The following is a 17,323-nucleotide window of genomic DNA, read 5'->3' as shown; positions in this document are numbered from 1 at the left end:
CGGGCCGAGTTCGTGAGGGCTCGGTCGGCGGGCGGGACCGTGTACGAAACGGGGGCGGCAAGGTCCATGGACCCTGTCGCCCCCGTTCAGCCGTTCGGGCCGTCCGTCGTCAGGCGGACGCCGGTGGGTACAGCGAGCGTGGCAGCTGGGACGCCGCCGGGGCGTCCAGGAGCCACAGGGTGCGGGAGCGGCCGTACGCGCCGGCGGCGGGGGCCTGGATCTCGCCCGCGCCGGACAGGGCGATGGCGGCCGCCTCGGCCTTGTCCTCGCCCGCCGCGAGCAGCCACACCTCGCGGGCGGAGCGGATCGCGGGCAGGGTCAGCGAGATCCGGGTCGGCGGCGGCTTGGGCGCGCCGTGCACGCCGACCACCGTCCGCTCCGTCTCCCGCACCGCGGGCAGCTCCGGGAAGAGCGAGGCCACGTGGGTGTCGGGGCCGACCCCCAGCATGAGCACGTCGAAGGCGGGGACCGGGCCGTGGTTCTCCGGCCCGGCGGCCTTCGCGAGCTCCGCCGCGTACGACTCCGCCGCCGCCTCGACGTCGGCGCCGTAGGGCCCGTCGGACGCGGGCATCGTGTGCACCCGCGCCGGGTCCAGCGGCACCGCGTCGAGCAGGGCCGCGCGGGCCTGCGTGTCGTTGCGGTCGGGGTCGCCCTCGGGGAGGTACCGCTCGTCGCCCCACCACAGGTCCAGACGCGCCCAGTCGACGGCGTCCCGGGCGGGCGCGGACGCGAGCGCCGCGAGGAGCCCGTTGCCGTTGCGCCCGCCGGTGAGCACGATCGAGGCGGAGCCGCGCGAGGCCTGCGCGTCCACGATCTTCGTGATCAGCCGTGCCGCCGCGGCCTGGGCCATCAGTTCCTTGTCGCGGTGGACGACGAGCTGCGGAGTGTTCACTCGGCGGCCGCCTTGTCCGCCGCCTTCTTGGCGAGCGTCTCGGCCACCCCGGCGGGGGAGTCCTTGGCGACCGGGGCCGCCTTCGTGGCGGTCGCGGTACCGCCCGAGGACCCGGACCCGGCGGTGTCCGCCGGGGCGTTCAGCCGGTCCACGCCGAAGCGCAGCGCCGAGGCGTAGGTGTCGTCCGGGTCGAGGCGGCGCAGCTCCTCCGCCATCAGCTCGGCCGTGTCCCGGCGCTTGAGCGCCACGGCGCGGTCGGGCTGACCCTGGATGGACAGCGTGGCGAGGGTGCCGTCCGCGCGGTCCAGGACGATCGGGCCGCAGCTCGTGTCCAGCCGGACCGCGGTGAGGCCGGGGCCCGAGGACAGCGACCGCTTGACGGGGACCTCGAGGCGGTCCGCGAGCCACATCGCGAGCAGCTCGCAGCTCGGGTTGAACTCCTCGCCCTCCACCTCGACCGCGTCCACGTCGCAGGCGACCTGGTCCAGGGCCGCGGCCAGCATCGAGCGCCAGGGCGTGATGCGGGTCCACGACAGGTCCGTGTCGCCCGGGGTGTAGGCCTCGGCGCGGGCGTTGAGCTCCCGTACCGGGGCCTCGGCGGCGTAGGTGTCGGTCACCCGGCGCTGCGCGAGGGCGCCGAGCGGGTCCTTCGCCGGGTCGAGCGGCGCGTTCACCGGCCACCAGACGACGACGGGCGCGTCGGGCAGCAGCAGCGGCAGGACGACCGACTGGGCGTGGTTGATGACCTCGCCGTACAGGCGCAGCACCACCGTCTCGCCGGTGCCCGCCTCCGCCCCGAGCCGCACCTCGGCGTCGAGCCGCGACGTCGTGCGGTCGCGGGGGGAGCGGGAGACGCGCTTGATGACCACGAGGGTGCGCGAGGGGTGCTCGCGCGAGGCCTCGTTCGCGGCCTTCAGGGCGTCGTAGGCGTTCTCCTCGTCGGTGACGATGACGAGGGTGAGCACCATGCCGACGGCGGGCGTGCCGATGGCGCGGCGGCCCTGGACGAGGGCCTTGTTGACCTTGCTGGCCGTGGTGTCCGTGAGATCGGTCTTCATGGGCGACGCCAGCTCCGTCCGTCTCGTTCGAGCATCTCGTCGGCCTCGACGGGTCCCCAGGTGCCCGAGGGGTACTGCGCGGGCTTGCCGTGCTTGTCCCAGTACTGCTCGATCGGGTCGAGGATCTTCCAGGACAGCTCGACCTCCTCGGTGCGCGGGAAGAGGTTCGAGTCACCGAGCAGCACGTCGAGGATCAGACGCTCGTACGCCTCCGGGCTCGACTCCGTGAAGGACTCGCCGTAGGCGAAGTCCATCGAGACGTCCCGGATCTCCATGGAGGTGCCGGGCACCTTGGAACCGAAGCGGACTGTGACGCCCTCGTCGGGCTGGACGCGGAACACGATCGCGTTCTGGCCCAGCTCCTCCGTCGCCGTGTGGTCGAAGGGGGAGTGCGGGGCGCGCTGGAAGACGACCGCGATCTCGGTGACGCGGCGGCCGAGCCGCTTGCCGGTGCGCAGGTAGAACGGGACGCCCGCCCAGCGGCGGTTGTCCACCTCCACCTTGATCGCGGCGAAGGTGTCGGTCTTCGACTTGGGGTCGATACCGTCCTCCTGGAGGTAGCCGACGACCTTCTCGCCGCCCTGCCACCCCGCCGCGTACTGGCCGCGGACCGTGCTCTTGCCCAGGTCCTTCGGCAGCCTGGTCGCGCCGAGCACCTTGGTCTTCTCCGCCGCGAGCGCGTCCGCGTCGAAGGAGGAGGGCTCCTCCATCGCGGTCAGCGCCATGAGCTGGAGCAGGTGGTTCTGGATGACGTCACGGGCGGCGCCGATGCCGTCGTAGTAGCCGGCGCGGCCGCCGATGCCGATGTCCTCGGCCATCGTGATCTGGACGTGGTCGACGAACGACCGGTTCCAGATCGGCTCGAACATCGTGTTGGCGAAGCGCAGCGCCAGGATGTTCTGGACGGTCTCCTTGCCCAGGTAGTGGTCGATGCGGAAGACCTGGTCCGGGGCGAAGACCTCGTGCACGATCGCGTTGAGCTCCTCGGCCGACTTGAGGTCGTGGCCGAAGGGCTTCTCGATGACCGCGCGGCGCCAGGAGCCGCCCGACTGGTCCGCCAGCTTGTGCTTCTTGAGCTGCTGGATGACCACCGGGAACGCGGACGGCGGCACGGACAGGTAGAAGGCGAAGTTGCCGCCCGTGCCCTGGGCCTTGTCCAGCTCCTCGATGGTGGAGCGCAGCCGGTCGAAGGCGTCGTCGTCGTCGAAGGTGCCCTGGACGAAGCGCATGCCCTGGACGAGCTGCTGCCAGACCTCCTCGCGGAAGGGCGTGCGGGCGTGCTCCTTGACCGCGTCGTGGACCTCCTGGGCGAAGTCCTCGTGGGCCCACTCGCGGCGGGCGAACCCGACGAGCGAGAAGCCCGGCGGAAGGAGACCCCGGTTGGCGAGGTCGTACACCGCGGGCATCAGCTTTTTACGTGACAAATCGCCCGTGACGCCGAAGATGACCAGGCCCGACGGCCCCGCGATACGCGGGAGCCGTCGGTCTGCGGGGTCACGCAGCGGGTTGCTGCTCGACAAGGTTTCAGCCCTCCGAAGGGGCGAGGCGCTGGAGCTCCGCCTCGGTCGACTTGAGCAGGTCGTTCCAGGCGGACTCGAACTTCTCGACGCCCTCGTCCTCGAGGAGCTGGACCACGTCGTCGTAGGAGATCCCGAGCTTCTCGACGGCGTCGAGCTCGGCGCGGGAGCGCTCGTACGTGCCGGCGATGGTGTTGCCGGTGATCTGCCCGTGGTCCTCGGTGGCCTCCAGGGTGGCCTCCGGCATGGTGTTCACGGTGTTCGGCGCGACCAGCTCGTCGACGTACAGGGTGTCCTTGTACGCCGGGTCCTTGACGCCGGTCGAGGCCCACAGCGGGCGCTGCTTGTTGGCCTGCGCCCGGTCGAGGACGCCCCAGCGGTCGCCGGAGAAGACCTCTTCGTACGCCTGGTACGCGAGCCGGGCGTTGGCGACGCCCGCCTTGCCGCGGGCGGCCTTGGCCTCGGGGGTGCCCAGGGCGTCGAGCCGCTTGTCGATCTCGGTGTCCACACGGGACACGAAGAAGGACGCCACGGAGTGGATCTTCGAGAGGTCCAGGCCGCGCTCCTTGGCCTTCTCCAGGCCGGCGAGGAACGCCTCCATGACCTCGCGGTAGCGCTCCAGCGAGAAGATCAGCGTGACGTTGACGCTGATGCCGAGGCCGATGACCTCGGTGATCGCCGGCAGACCCGCCTTGGTGGCCGGGATCTTGATGAGGGTGTTGGGGCGGTCGACCAGCCAGGCGAGCTGCTTGGCCTCGGCGATGGTCGCCTCGGTGTTGTGCGCCAGACGCGGGTCGACCTCGATCGACACACGGCCGTCCTGGCCCTCGGTGGCGTCGAAGACGGGGCGCAGGATGTCGGCGGCGTCGCGGACGTCCGCCGTGGTGATCATGCGCAGGGCCTCTTCGACCGTGACCTTGCGGGCCGCCAGCTCGGTGACCTGCTGCTCGTAGCCGTCTCCGCTGCTGATCGCCTTCTGGAAGATCGACGGGTTGGTGGTGACGCCCACGACGTGCTGCTGGTCGATCAGCTCGGCAAGGTTGCCGGACGTGATCCGCTTGCGCGACAGGTCGTCCAGCCAGATCGCGACGCCTTCCTCGGAGAGGCGCTTGAGTGCGTCTGTCATGGAAATTGCATCTCCTACGTGTCGTATGTCGGCGTCAGCGCTGGGCTGCGGCGATCGATTCCCGGGCGGCTTCCGCGACGTTCTCGGCAGTGAAACCGAATTCGCGGAAGAGCACCTTGCCGTCGGCCGAAGCACCGAAGTGCTCCAGCGAAACAATGCGTCCGGCGTCCCCGACGAACCGGTGCCAGGTGAGACCGATTCCGGCCTCGACCGAGACACGGGCCTTCACCGACGGCGGCAGGACGCTGTCCCGGTACCCCTGGTCCTGCTCGTCGAACCACTCCACACACGGCATGGACACGACCCGCGTGGGGATGCCCGCGGCCTGGAGCTGCTCACGCGCCTCGACGGCCACGTGCACCTCGGAGCCGGTGCCGATCAGGATGACCTCGGGCGCGCCGCCCTCGGCCTCGAACAGCACGTAACCGCCCTTGGCGGCGTCCTCGTTCGCCTCGTACGTCGGCACACCCTGACGGGTGAGCGCGAGACCGTGCGGGGCGCCCTTGCCGAACACCTTGGTGTAGCGCTTGAGGATCTCGCGCCAGGCGATGGCCGTCTCGTTGGCGTCCGCGGGACGGACGACGTTCAGGCCCGGGATGGCGCGCAGCGAGGCCAGGTGCTCGACCGGCTGGTGCGTCGGACCGTCCTCGCCGAGGCCGATCGAGTCGTGCGTCCACACGTACGTCACCGGCAGGTGCATCAGCGCCGACAGGCGGACCGAGTTGCGCATGTAGTCGGAGAACACCAGGAAGGTGCCGCCGTAGATGCGCGTGTTGCCGTGCAGCGCGATGCCGTTCATCTCCGCGGCCATGGAGTGCTCGCGGATGCCGAAGTGGATCGTGCGGCCGTACGGGTTCGCCTCCGGCAGCGGGTTGTCCGCCGGGAGGAAGGACGACGTCTTGTCGATCGTCGTGTTGTTCGAGCCGGCGAGGTCGGCGGAGCCGCCCCACAGCTCGGGGATGACCGCGCCGAGGGCCTGCAGCACCTTGCCGGACGCGGCGCGCGTGGCGACACCCGTGCCCGCCTCGAAGACGGGGAGCTTCTCCTCCCAGCCGCTCGGCAGCTCGGTCGCCGCGATGCGGTCGTACTCCGCCGCGCGCTCCGGGTTGGCGGTACGCCAGGCGGCGTAGCCCTTGTCCCACTCGGCCTTGGCCTGGACACCCCGGTCCAGGGCCTGACGGGTGTGGGCCAGCACCTCGGCGGCGACGTCGAAGGACTTCTCCGGGTCGAAGCCGAGGACGCGCTTGGTGGCCGCGACCTCGTCGTCGCCGAGCGCCGAGCCGTGGGCGGCCTCGGTGTTCTGCGCGTTGGGGGCGGGCCAGGCGATGATCGAGCGCATCGCGATGAAGGACGGCTTGTCCGTCACCTTCTTCGCGGCCTCGATCGCGTTGTAGATGGCGTGCGGGTCGAGGTCGCCGTCCGGCTTCGGGGCGATCCGCTGCACGTGCCAGCCGTACGCCTCGTAGCGCTTGACCGTGTCCTCGGAGACCGCCGTCTCGGTGTCGCCCTCGATCGAGATGTGGTTGTCGTCCCACAGCAGGATCAGGTTGCCGAGCTGCTGGTGCCCGGCCATGGAGGAGGCCTCCGCGGAGATGCCCTCCTGGAGGCAGCCGTCACCGGCGATCGCGTAGATGAAGTGGTCGAACGGCGACTCGCCCTGCGGCGCCTCGGGGTCGAACAGACCACGCTCGTAGCGGGCGGCCATCGCCATGCCCACCGCGTTGGCGACACCCTGGCCGAGCGGACCGGTCGTGGTCTCCACGCCTGGGGTGTGCCCGTACTCGGGGTGTCCGGGGGTCCTGCTGCCCCAGGTCCTGAAGGACTCCAGGTCGTCCAGCTCCAGGCCGAAGCCGGCCAGGTAGAGCTGGGTGTAGAGGGTCAGGGACGAATGGCCGGCGGACAGCACGAAGCGGTCGCGTCCTACCCAGTCGGTGTCCGCCGGGTCGTGCCGCATCACCTTCTGGAAGAGGGTGTAGGCGGCGGGCGCCAGGCTCATGGCCGTACCGGGATGGCCGTTGCCGACCTTCTGTACGGCATCGGCGGCCAGGACGCGGGCGGTGTCCACGGCCCGCTGGTCCAGCTCGGTCCACTCGAGGTCTGTGGTGGTCGGCTTGGTGCTCACCCTGGGTCAGGGCTCCTCTCCACATGTCACACATGTCGAAATGCCGGTGCACTGGGCGCCCCGGCCGTTGTCGAGCCTACCCCCGTGAGTACGCGCGTTTTTTCGAGTCATTCCAGACTGCCGGGACTCGCCGGGATCCGCCTCCCGACTGGGTCGTTCCGTGTTCGGCACATGAATACGGAGCCGCTCGTCCGAGTGCTCAATCGAGTCTCGGTCAGCTCTTCCAGCCGCACTCCTCAACACGGGCCCACCCCCGCGAATGCCGGGGTCTGGGCAACGTCTACAGTGGCGTGGTACGCGCGGGCCTTTACGGGGATTTCATCCGGGGGCTCGCTGGGATGTCTCTGTCAGGGGTGTGCGTGACGGCCGTCGAATCCCGTCCTGCGGGTGTTCTCGGGACGAGCAGCAGCCGAGGCCAGCGGCCGTTCGGGGCCCGTCTCAAGGCGTTCGTGGCGCTGACCAAGCCGCGGATCATCGAGCTGCTGCTGATCACCACCGTTCCGGTGATGTTTCTGGCCCAGCAGGGTGTGCCCGATCTGAAGCTGGTGCTCCTCACCTGCCTGGGCGGTTATCTGTCCGCGGGCGGCGCCAACGCGCTCAACATGTACATCGACCGCGACATCGACGCCCTCATGGAGCGCACCTCGCAGCGTCCGCTCGTCACGGGGATGGTCAGCCCCCGTGAGTGCCTCGCCTTCGGCATCACGCTGGCGGTCGTGTCGACCCTGCTGTTCGGTCTGGCCGTCAACTGGCTGTCCGCCTGGCTGTCGCTCGGGGCGCTCCTCTTCTACGTCGTCGTCTACACGATGATCCTCAAACGGCGTACCTCGCAGAACATCGTGTGGGGCGGCATCGCCGGCTGTCTGCCCGTGCTCATCGGCTGGTCGTCCGTCACGAACTCCATGTCGTGGGCGCCGGTCATCCTCTTCCTCGTCATGTTCTTCTGGACGCCGCCGCACTACTGGCCGCTGTCCATGAAGGTGCGCGAGGACTACGCGCGCGTGGGCGTGCCGATGCTGCCGGTCGTCGCGAGCAACAAGGTGGTCGCCCGCCAGATCGTCATCTACAGCTGGGTGATGGTCGCGGTCTCGCTGCTGCTCACCCCGCTCGGGTACACGGGCTGGTTCTACACCGCCGTCGCGCTCGCCGCGGGCGGGTTCTGGCTGTGGGAGGCGCACGGCCTGCAGAACCGTGCCAAGGCCGAGGTCACGGGCGGCAAGCTCAAGGAGATGCGGCTGTTCCACTGGTCGATCACCTACGTGTCGATCCTCTTCGTGGCCGTCGCGGTGGACCCCTTCCTGCGCTAGGGCGCGCTGGAGCTGCCCGGAGACGTGAACGGGAGGGGTGCGTGGTCAAGGCCACGCACCCCTCCCGTCGCCGTTCGATCTACCCGTCGGTAGCATCCTGGCCATGGCAGACACCCAGCAGATCGACGAGACCCCCGGCACCGTCCAGGACCCGAAGGCCGAACGCGCCGCCGCGAAGCTCGCGCAGCGCATCACCGCCTTCTCCAAGGCACACGGCGGGGTCGAGGCCCAGGTGGCGTACATCGGAGAGCGCGGCGCCCGCATCGTCCTCGTCGGCGAGGACGGCGGCTGGGGCGACCTCGTGGCGACGAGCTACGAGATCGCCGAGAAGGCCGTGACGAAGGCCGGCGTCACCGTCCACGAGGCGTTCGACGGCGAGTTCGCGGCCAAGGTCAAGACGGGTCCGTACGAGTGGAAGCGCATGGCCGGCATCCAGCTCGGCGGCCGGGCGAACGACTGACACGTCACCCGTCGCACGGACGGCCGACAATCGTCGGCTGTTCGCACGGGGTGTGCGCGACCAACACCTGACACCCGGCTCAGCCGTTAGGACCTGAAAAGCCACGGTCCATTCGCGGGGAGTCCGGATGATCGAAACGCCGTCCCTGGTGGACCAGTACTGCCACGGCGTACTGCGCACGGAGCTGGGCCTCGGCACGTTCGAGGCCCACCTCGCCAGGACCGAGGGGCCGCCGGCCGCGGGCACCACCCTCTTCGACACCCAGACCGGCTTCGCGGTACGACGCTGGTGCCCGCCCCTGCTCGGACTCGAACCGCACTGCACGCCCGCCCGCTATCTGGCCCGGCGCCGCGAACTCGGCGTCCTGGAGACGGGCCGCAGACTGCTGCGCGGCAGCGGCATCACCACGTATCTCGTCGACACCGGGCTGCCCGGCGATCTGACCGGGCCCGGCGAGATGGCCTCCACGGGAGGAGCCAGGGCCCACGAGATCGTCCGTCTGGAGCTCCTCGCCGAACAGGTCGCCGACACCTCGGGAACCGTCGAGGCCTTTCTCGCCAATCTCGCCGAATCCGTCCACGGGGCCGCCGCGACCGCCGTGGCCTTCACCTCCGTGGCGGGCGTGCGGCACGGGCTGGCCCTCGCGCCCGAACCGCCCGGACCCGGCGAGGTACGGGGCGCGGCGGGCCGCTGGCTCGCCGGCCGCCGGGTGGGCGGCACGCTCACCGACCCCGTCCTGCTCCGCCATCTGCTGTGGATCGCGGTCGCCTCGGGCCTGCCCCTGCAACTGCACGCGGGACTCGGCGACCCCGGACAGCGCATCGACCGCACCGACCCCGTGCTGCTCACCGACTTCGCCCGCGCCACGGCCGGCCTCGGCACCGACCTGGTCCTGCTGCACGGCTATCCCTACCAGCGGCACGCGGCCCATCTCGCGGGGGTCTTCCCGCACGTCTACGCCGATCTGGGCGCCGCCCTGGTGCGCACCGGGGCCCGGTCGGCCGCCGTCCTCGCCGAGATCCTGGAGCTGGCCCCCTTCGGCAAGCTCCTCTTCTCCAGCGGAGCGCAGGGACTCCCCGAACTCCATGTGGTCGGGGCACGCCTCTTCCGCGAGGCGCTGGCACGGGTGCTCGGCAACTGGGTCGCCGAAGGGGCCTGGTCGTTGGCGGACGCGCAGCGGGTCGCGGCCCTGATCGCGGCGGGCAACGCCCGGCGGGTGTACGGGCTGGAGTGAGCGCGGGGGCGCCCAGTGCTCCCTGCTGGACGCCGCGCGCCGATGGCGGCCCGGGAAGGGCTACGCGCGGGTGAGGGCCGACGTCGTCGCGGGACCCGGCAGATCGGTCACGGCCTCCGGGCGCTCACGCAGGGACAGCAGCACGCGCAGGACCCCGATCCACACCAGGCAGGAGCCGAGCATGTGCAGGGCGACCAGGGCCTCGGGCAGGTCCGTGAAGTACTGGACGTAGCCGAGGACGCCCTGGGACAGGAGGATCAGGAACAGGTCGCGGGTGCGCCGCAGCGGACCCTGGGGGGCGTCCACCGCCTTCAGGACGAACCACAGGGCGAAGGTCAGCGTCACGACGATCCAGGCCAGCACCGCGTGCAGCTTGGCGATGTTCTCCCAGCTCACGGGGATGCGCTCGACCTCGCTCGAATCACCCGCGTGCGGCCCGGCACCGGTGACGACCGTCCCCACCGCGATCAGCAGGACCGAGGCGGCGACCAGGAACCACACGAGCTGCTGCACCGACTTGCCGACCAGCGGACGCGGGGCCCCGTCACCCTCGCGGGTGCGCTGCCACATGAGCGCGGCGACGGTGATGAGCGCCGTGGAGAGCAGGAAGTGGGCGGCGACCGTGTACGGGTTGAGGCCGACCAGCACGACGATCCCGCCGAGGACCGCGTTGCTCATGACGATCCAGAACTGGGCCCAGCCGAGCCGGGTGAGACCGCGCCGCCACGGCTTCCGCGAGCGCGCCGCGATGATCGCCCAGCCGACGGCGGCGCACAGCACGTACGTCAGCATGCGGTTGCCGAACTCGATGGCGCCGTGGAAGCCCATCGCGCTCGTCGCCGTGAGCGAGTCGTCGGTGCACTTGGGCCAGGTCGGGCAGCCGAGGCCGGAGCCGGTGAGCCGCACGGCACCGCCGGTGACCACGATGACCACCGCCATGACGAGCGCGGAGAGGGCCGCGCGCTGCACCGTCCGCGAGGTCGGGGTCCAGCGTTCGGCGATGAAGGCGAGCGGGTTGCGCACCGCGCTGAGGGCGTCGGCTCGGGTCAGGTTCTGCACGCGCACCATCGTAGGGGCCCGCTTGTGCACGCTTTCACGAGGGTCGGCCCCTGGAGGGGAGGATTCCGTCACTCCCAGCGGAAGAACCGGCCGGCCGCGCCGAGGCCCACGACCGTCCAGACCGCCAGGATCCCCAGATCGCCCCAGGGCATCTGGGCACCGTGCTGGAGGACGTCGCGCAGCCCGTCCGAGAGCGCCGTGATGGGCAGCAGACCGAGCACGTCCTGGACACCCGCGGGGAACTTGTCCAGCGGCACGATCACCCCGCCGCCGACCAGGAGCAGCAGGAAGACGAGGTTGGCGGCGGCCAGCGTGGCCTCGGCCTTGAGCGTGCCCGCCATGAGCAGCCCGAGCCCGGAGAAGGCGGCCGTGCCGAGGACCAGCAGGAGCAGCACGGCGAACGGGTTGCCGTGCGGCGACCAGCCCAGCGCGAACGCGATCGCGGTGAGCAGGATCACCTGAAGGATCTCGGTGACCAGGACCGACAGCGTCTTCGCGGTCATCAGCCCCCAGCGGGGGAGCGGGGAGGCCGCGAGCCGCTTGAGGACGCCGTAGCGGCGCTCGAAGCCGGTGGCGATGGCCTGGCCGGTGAACGCCGTCGACATCACGGCCAGCGCCAGGATGCCGGGCGCCAGGAAGTCGACCGCCTCGCCCGGACCCGTGTCGATGATGTCGGCCGAGCTGAACAGGACCAGCAGCAGCGTCGGGATCACGACCGTGAGGAGGAGCTGCTCGCCGTTGCGGAGCAGCATCCTCGTCTCCAGCGCGGCCTGCGCGCCGATCATGCGCCGCAGCGGGGCGGCGCCGGGCCTCGGGCTGTACGTGCCGGCGGCGGTCGCGGAAACGGCCCCCTGCCGGTCGGCTCCAAGCTGTGCCTGGCTCATGAACGCAGCTCCTTGCCGGTCAATTCGAGGAAGACGTCTTCGAGGGTGTGGCGTTCGACCGAGATCTTCTCCGGCATCACGCCGTGCTGGGCGCACCAGGACGTCACGGTCGCCAGCAGTTGCGGATCGACCTTGCCGCCGATCCGGTAGGCCCCGGGCGTCAGCTCGGCCGCGGTGCAGTCCGCGGGCAGGGCCTTGAGCAGGGAGGCCACGTCCAGGCCCGGGCGGCCGGTGAAGCGCAGGGTGTTCTCGGCGCCGCCGCGGCACAGCTCCTCGGGGGAGCCCTGGGCGACGACCCGGCCGGCGTCGATGATCGCGACGTCGTCGGCGAGCTGCTCGGCCTCGTCCATGTGGTGGGTGGTGAGGATCACGGAGACACCGTCGGCGCGCAGGTCGCGGACCAGGTCCCAGGTCGCGTGCCGGGCCTGCGGGTCGAGGCCGGCGGTCGGCTCGTCCAGGAAGACCAGCTCGGGGCGGCCGACGACCGCCATGGCGAGCGCGAGGCGCTGCTGCTGGCCGCCCGAGAGCCGCCGGTAGGTCGTGCGGCCGCAGCCCTCCAGGCCGAGCCGCTCGATCAGCGCGTCCACGTCCAGGGGATGGGCGTGCAGCTTCGCGACATGGCGGAGCATCTCGTCCGCGCGGGCGCCCGAGTAGACGCCGCCGGACTGGAGCATCACGCCGATGCGGGTGTGCAGCTCGCCGGACTGTCTCGCCGGGTCGAGGCCGAGGACGCGCACCGTGCCGGAGTCCGGCTTCCGGTATCCCTCGCAGGTCTCGACCGTGGTCGTCTTGCCGGCGCCGTTGGGTCCCAGTACGGCGGTGATGCCCGCCGCGGCCACCAGGTCGAGGCCGTCCACCGCGGTCTTCGTTCCGTACCGCTTCACCAGGGCCTGGACCTGGACCACGGGCTCGCTTCGCATGAGGAGCAAGTCTAGGGACGTCTCGGCGGCCCGGAACCGCCGGGGGCGGCGGCGGTCTCCACGGCCAGGTCCCGGGGCCGGTGCATGGGAAGCCACCGCTCCGCGTACGCCACCGCGTCGGCCACCGGGAAGAGCCGCGCCCGGGCCGCGCCCACCGTCCCCCGTACGACGGGACGGTCCCGCTCGAAGTCGGAGCCCAGCTCCTCGAACATGTCGGAGGTGATCGACACCTCCCGGACCGTCTCCCAGCCCGTGGGGGAGGGCCGTCCGACCTCCACGACGGGCGAGGGGACGCGGTACTCGGCCAGGTGGAAGCTGGTGCACGCGTCGTACCCGGCGCCGAGCAGCAGGACGCGGGCGCCGCCGGCCTCCAGCCGCGCCAGCGGGCTGCGCTCACCGAGCCGGCAGTCCGGCGCGTGCCCGCCGACGACCGCGGCCGCGGCCGGGCCCAGCGCCGCGAACGAGGTCTCCGGGTGCGCGCTGCGCAGGGCGCCGGGCCAGGTGCGGACGGTCTCGGGTATCACGCCGACGCCGCGGGAGGGCGTCACGCGGGGGTCGTAGGCGGGCATGGTCGCCCGGATGGCCGACCACCACTCCTCGGGAACCGGAGGGCGGCTCCACAGCGCGGGGTCGGAGAGGTCGCCGGACTGGGTCGGGACCACCAGAGTGCCCTCGGGACCGAGCACGTCGAGCAGTCCCTGGACGACGGCCACGGCGCCTCCGTTGACCCAGCCGAGGGCACTGAGCGAGGAGTGCACGAGCAGTGTTTCCCCTGGTCGCACGCCGAGCGTACGCAGGTCCGCGGCGAGGGTGCCGCGGGTCACGAGTGGGCCGGTCGGAGGGGGTGTCGGCATGGTCCGGGAGTCTTGCCGAGAGACCGCGCCGACGCCACCGAATTGATCGATCAAAGATCGTTTGCCCAGGTCACCTTAGGTATACCTAAGTGATGCAGCGCACCGCCCGCTCCGGAGGGCGCGGCTTGTCAGGCCCTGAGGAATTACGCAACAATGGTGTTGTGAAAAACGTTGGCGAGGCTCGGGAGACCCCCACGGGGGCCCCGCAGGAGGAACTCGCGACCGGTGAGCGCTCGACGCGCAACCGGGTCGTGCGCTCCATCCTGGACCACGGCCCGTCGACCGTCGCCGACCTGGCGGGCCGACTGGGCCTGACCCAGGCCGCCGTGCGCCGCCATCTGGACGCGCTGGTCGCCGACGACGTCGTGGAAGCACGTGAGCAGCGGGTCTACGGAGCGCGCACGCGCGGCCGCCCCGCCAAGGTGTTCGCCCTGACCGACTGCGGCCGGGACGCCTTCGACCAGTCCTACGACAAGCTCGCCGAGGACGCCCTGCGCTGGATCGCCGAGCGCGAGGGCGGGGACGAGGCGATCCTGTCCTTCGCCCGTGCCCGGATCGCCGCTCAGGCCGGGGCGTACCGCGAGGCCGTCGAGGCCGCGACCCCCGAGGAACGCACGGAAGCCCTGGCGAAGGCCCTCAGCAAGGACGGGTACGCTGCCACGGCGCGCAGCGCACCGGTCGGCGAGCAGCTCTGCCAGCACCACTGCCCGGTCGCGCATGTCGCCGAGCGGTTCCCGCAGCTCTGCGAGGCGGAGACGGAGTTCTTCTCCCAGCTTCTCGGCACACATGTCCAGCGACTGGCCACCATCGCCCACGGCGACGGGGTGTGCACGACGTTCATCCCCAAGATTTCGCACGACACTCATAACGCATCCGCAAGCACCGCCGGGAGGAACCCCGCATGACGCTCCCCATCGAGGAGACTGCCCACCCTGAGCTCGAGGGTCTGGGCACGTACGAATACGGCTGGGCCGACTCCGACGTGGCCGGTGCCTCCGCCAAGCGCGGCATCAACGAGGGCGTCGTCCGCGACATCTCCGCGAAGAAGAGCGAGCCGGAGTGGATGACCAAGCTCCGCCTGAAGGGCCTGCGCCTCTTCGAGAAGAAGCCCATGCCCAACTGGGGTTCCGACCTGTCGGGCATCGACTTCGACAACATCAAGTACTTCGTGCGCTCCACGGAGAAGCAGGCGGAGTCCTGGGAGGACCTGCCCGAGGACATCAAGAACACGTACGACAAGCTCGGCATCCCCGAGGCGGAGAAGCAGCGCCTCGTCGCCGGTGTCGCGGCCCAGTACGAGTCCGAGGTCGTCTACCACCAGATCCGTGAGGACCTGGAGGAGCAGGGCGTCATCTTCCTGGACACCGACACCGCCCTCAAGGAGCACCCGGAGCTCTTCAAGGAGTACTTCGGCACGGTCATCCCGGTCGGCGACAACAAGTTCGCGTCGCTGAACACCGCGGTGTGGTCCGGCGGCTCCTTCATCTACGTGCCGAAGGGCGTGCACGTCGAGATCCCGCTCCAGGCCTACTTCCGTATCAACACGGAGAACATGGGCCAGTTCGAGCGGACGCTGATCATCGTCGACGAGGACGCCTACGTCCACTACGTCGAGGGCTGCACGGCGCCGATCTACAAGTCGGACTCCCTGCACTCCGCGGTCGTCGAGATCATCGTGAAGAAGGGCGCCCGCTGCCGTTACACGACCATCCAGAACTGGTCGAACAACGTCTACAACCTGGTCACCAAGCGCGCCGTGGCGTACGAGGGCGCGACCATGGAGTGGATCGACGGCAACATCGGCTCCAAGGTCACCATGAAGTACCCGGCCGTCTACCTGATGGGCGAGCACGCCAAGGGCGAGACCCTGTCCATCGCCTTCGCGGGCGAGGGCCAGCACCAGGACGCCGGCTCCAAGATGGTCCACATGGCGCCGAACACCTCCTCGAACATCGTGTCGAAGTCGGTGGCGCGCGGTGGCGGCCGTACGTCCTACCGCGGTCTCGTCGAGATCGGCGAGGGCGCCCACGGCTCCAAGTCGAACGTCCTGTGCGACGCGCTGCTCGTCGACACCATCTCCCGCTCGGACACGTACCCGTACGTGGACGTCCGCGAGGACGACGTGTCCATGGGCCACGAGGCGACCGTCTCCAAGGTCTCCGAGGACCAGCTCTTCTACCTGATGAGCCGCGGTCTGACCGAGTTCGAGGCGATGGCCATGATCGTGCGCGGCTTCGTCGAGCCGATCGCCAAGGAACTGCCCATGGAATACGCCCTCGAGCTCAACCGGCTGATCGAGCTCCAGATGGAGGGCGCGGTCGGCTGACGCCGAACGCCACCCCCGTCAAGCCACTCACGTAAGAAAGCGAGCAGACCGACAGCCATGGCTGAGGCTCAGAACATCCCCGTGGGCTCCACCACCGCGGGCCAGATCGCGGTGGCCGCCGAGTCGACCGTCGCCACGCGCATGAGCGCGCCCCCGTCCTTCGACGTGGCGGACTTCCCCGTCCCCCACGGCCGCGAGGAGGAATGGCGGTTCACCCCGCTGGAGCGCCTGCGCGGGCTGCACGACGGCACCGCCGTCGCGACCGGCGAAGGCGTACGGGTCGACGTGCACGCCCCCGAGGGCGTCACCGTCGAGACGGTCGCCCGTGACGACGCGCGGATCGGCCGGGCCGGCACCCCCGTGGACCGTGTCGCCGCCCAGGCGTTCTCGGCCTTCGAGAAGGCCGGCGTCGTCACCGTCCCCAAGGAGACGGTGCTCACCGAGCCCATCCGGATCGCCGTGCACGGCGAGGGCGGTGTCGCCTACGGCCACCAGGTCATCGAGCTGGGAGCCTTCGCCGAGGCCGTCGTCGTCATCGACCACACCGGTGACGCGGTCCTGGCCGCCAACGTCGACTACGTCCTCGGCGACGGTGCCAAGCTGACCGTCGTCTCCGTCCAGGACTGGGACGACACGGCCGTCCACGTCGGCCAGCACAACGCGCTGATCGGCCGCGACGCCACCTTCAAGTCCTTCGTGGTCACCTTCGGCGGCGACGTCGTACGCCTCCACCCCCGCATCGCGTACGCGGGCACCGGCGGCGAGGCCGAGCTGTTCGGCCTGTACTTCACGGACGCCGGCCAGCACCAGGAGCACCGCCTCCTGGTCGACCACAACACCCCGCACTGCAAGTCCAACGTCATGTACAAGGGCGCGCTGCAGGGCGAGGGGGCGCACGCCGTCTGGATCGGCGACGTCCTCATCGAGGCCAAGGCCGAGGGCACGGACACCTACGAGATGAACCGCAACCTGGTTCTGACCGACGGTGCCCGCGTCGACTCCGTGCCGAACCTGGAGATCGAGACCGGTGAGATCGTCGGCGCCGGCCACGCCTCCGCGACCGGCCGCTTCGACGACGAGCAGCTCTTCTACCTGATGGCACGCGGCATCCCGGCCGACGAGGCCCGCCGTCTGGTGGTGCGCGGCTTCTTCGCCGAACTGGTCCAGCAGATCGGTGTCGACGACATCGAAGAACGTCTTCTCGTGAAGATCGACGAGGAGCTGGAGGCGTCGCTCTGATGCCCGGCACCTTCGTGCGCGCCTGTGGGCTGAGCGAGCTGGAGGAGAACACCCCGAAGCGGGTGGAACTCGACGGCACGCCGGTCTCGGTCGTGAAGACCGAGGGGGAGGTGTTCGCGATCAACGACATCTGCTCGCACGCGAACGTCTCGCTCTCCGAGGGCGAGGTGGAGGACTGCCAGATCGAATGCTGGCTGCACGGCTCCGCGTTCGACCTCCGCACCGGCAAGCCGTCCGGCCTTCCCGCGACGCGCCCCGTCCCCGTATACCCCGTTCAGATCGAAGGGGACGACGTGCTCGTCTCCCTCAACCAGGAGTCCTGAGG

Annotated in this window: 16 protein-coding genes; 7 read left to right on the top strand and 9 right to left on the bottom strand. The window is 70.5% G+C overall.

Annotation, left to right across the window (positions count from 1 at the left end; genetic code table 11):
- Nucleotides 1-109 precede the first annotated feature (109 nt).
- The 5 genes from pgl to tkt are packed head-to-tail and all read right to left on the bottom strand — an operon-like array spanning nt 110 to nt 6,715.
- Nucleotides 110-892: a 6-phosphogluconolactonase gene (gene pgl, locus ACZ4TO_RS09450; RefSeq protein ID WP_382795885.1), complete on the bottom strand. Its 783-nt coding sequence runs from the start codon at nt 890-892 to the stop codon at nt 110-112.
- Nucleotides 889-1,950: a glucose-6-phosphate dehydrogenase assembly protein OpcA gene (gene opcA / locus ACZ4TO_RS09445; RefSeq protein WP_382795888.1), complete on the bottom strand. Its 1,062-nt coding sequence runs from the start codon at nt 1,948-1,950 to the stop codon at nt 889-891. Before opcA ends, pgl begins: the two co-directional genes overlap by 4 nt.
- Nucleotides 1,947-3,470, bottom strand: coding sequence for a glucose-6-phosphate dehydrogenase (gene zwf, locus ACZ4TO_RS09440; protein WP_369481412.1), 1,524 nt, complete (start codon nt 3,468-3,470; stop codon nt 1,947-1,949). The genes opcA and zwf overlap by 4 nt, the downstream gene beginning before the upstream one ends.
- 4 nt (nt 3,471-3,474) lie before the next feature.
- Entirely contained in the window at nt 3,475-4,593 is a 1,119-nt protein-coding gene (gene tal, locus ACZ4TO_RS09435; protein ID WP_382795892.1) for a transaldolase, read from the bottom strand.
- A gap of 34 nt (nt 4,594-4,627) precedes the next feature.
- The gene (gene tkt / locus ACZ4TO_RS09430) at nt 4,628-6,715 is read right to left on the bottom strand and encodes a transketolase (RefSeq protein ID WP_385044306.1); all 2,088 of its coding nucleotides are present in this window, start codon (nt 6,713-6,715) and stop codon (nt 4,628-4,630) included.
- 353 nt (nt 6,716-7,068) lie between these two features.
- Here tkt and ACZ4TO_RS09425 point away from each other — a divergent pair, with 353 nt between their 5' ends.
- The 3 genes from ACZ4TO_RS09425 (at nt 7,069) to ACZ4TO_RS09415 (ending at nt 9,716) form a co-directional block, all read left to right on the top strand.
- Nucleotides 7,069-8,022: a heme o synthase gene (locus ACZ4TO_RS09425; protein WP_382796002.1), complete on the top strand. Its 954-nt coding sequence runs from the start codon at nt 7,069-7,071 to the stop codon at nt 8,020-8,022.
- A 103-nt stretch (nt 8,023-8,125) separates the two neighbouring features.
- Nucleotides 8,126-8,482: a hypothetical protein gene (locus ACZ4TO_RS09420; RefSeq protein WP_382795898.1), complete on the top strand. Its 357-nt coding sequence runs from the start codon at nt 8,126-8,128 to the stop codon at nt 8,480-8,482.
- A gap of 127 nt (nt 8,483-8,609) precedes the next feature.
- A complete protein-coding gene (locus ACZ4TO_RS09415; protein ID WP_382795900.1) occupies nt 8,610-9,716 on the top strand; it encodes an amidohydrolase family protein in 1,107 nt (368 codons plus the stop codon).
- A 60-nt stretch (nt 9,717-9,776) separates the two neighbouring features.
- On the opposite strand, the gene ACZ4TO_RS09410 is transcribed toward ACZ4TO_RS09415, so the two are convergent.
- Genes ACZ4TO_RS09410 through ACZ4TO_RS09395 form a run of 4 tightly spaced genes read right to left on the bottom strand, consistent with a single transcriptional unit; the run spans nt 9,777 to nt 13,433 of the window.
- Nucleotides 9,777-10,784, bottom strand: coding sequence for a COX15/CtaA family protein (locus ACZ4TO_RS09410; RefSeq protein ID WP_382795903.1), 1,008 nt, complete (start codon nt 10,782-10,784; stop codon nt 9,777-9,779).
- Between the two features lie 59 nt (nt 10,785-10,843).
- The gene (locus ACZ4TO_RS09405; RefSeq protein ID WP_382795906.1) at nt 10,844-11,659 is read right to left on the bottom strand and encodes an ABC transporter permease; all 816 of its coding nucleotides are present in this window, start codon (nt 11,657-11,659) and stop codon (nt 10,844-10,846) included.
- Complete coding sequence (locus tag ACZ4TO_RS09400; protein WP_382795909.1) at nt 11,656-12,579, bottom strand: ABC transporter ATP-binding protein; 924 nt, start codon at nt 12,577-12,579, stop codon at nt 11,656-11,658. Before ACZ4TO_RS09400 ends, ACZ4TO_RS09405 begins: the two co-directional genes overlap by 4 nt.
- Before the next feature lie 11 nt (nt 12,580-12,590).
- Nucleotides 12,591-13,433, bottom strand: a complete 843-nt coding sequence (locus ACZ4TO_RS09395; RefSeq protein ID WP_468023889.1) for an AAC(3) family N-acetyltransferase — start codon at nt 13,431-13,433, stop codon at nt 12,591-12,593.
- 161 nt (nt 13,434-13,594) lie between these two features.
- On the opposite strand from ACZ4TO_RS09395, the gene ACZ4TO_RS09390 reads away from it, so the two are divergent.
- From ACZ4TO_RS09390 to ACZ4TO_RS09375, 4 genes are read left to right on the top strand one after another with little or no spacing between them, the layout of a single operon-like run.
- Entirely contained in the window at nt 13,595-14,338 is a 744-nt protein-coding gene (locus ACZ4TO_RS09390; protein WP_385044313.1) for a helix-turn-helix transcriptional regulator, read from the top strand.
- Nucleotides 14,335-15,759 (top strand): Fe-S cluster assembly protein SufB, encoded by a 1,425-nt coding sequence (gene sufB / locus ACZ4TO_RS09385; RefSeq protein WP_382795918.1) that lies wholly within the window; start codon nt 14,335-14,337, stop codon nt 15,757-15,759. The genes ACZ4TO_RS09390 and sufB overlap by 4 nt, the downstream gene beginning before the upstream one ends.
- Nucleotides 15,760-15,816: 57 nt before the next feature.
- Nucleotides 15,817-16,998: a Fe-S cluster assembly protein SufD gene (gene sufD / locus ACZ4TO_RS09380; RefSeq protein ID WP_382795921.1), complete on the top strand. Its 1,182-nt coding sequence runs from the start codon at nt 15,817-15,819 to the stop codon at nt 16,996-16,998.
- Nucleotides 16,998-17,321 carry a bifunctional 3-phenylpropionate/cinnamic acid dioxygenase ferredoxin subunit gene (locus tag ACZ4TO_RS09375; protein WP_339128658.1) on the top strand — a complete coding sequence of 108 codons (324 nt, stop codon included), beginning with the start codon at nt 16,998-17,000 and terminating at the stop codon, nt 17,319-17,321. The genes sufD and ACZ4TO_RS09375 overlap by 1 nt, the downstream gene beginning before the upstream one ends.
- Nucleotides 17,322-17,323: the final 2 nt, after the last annotated feature.

Source organism: Streptomyces sp. NPDC028298, assembly GCF_055565895.1.
The sequence above is the reverse complement of the archived record's forward strand: the minus strand, read 5'-3'. Positions and strand labels throughout refer to the sequence as shown.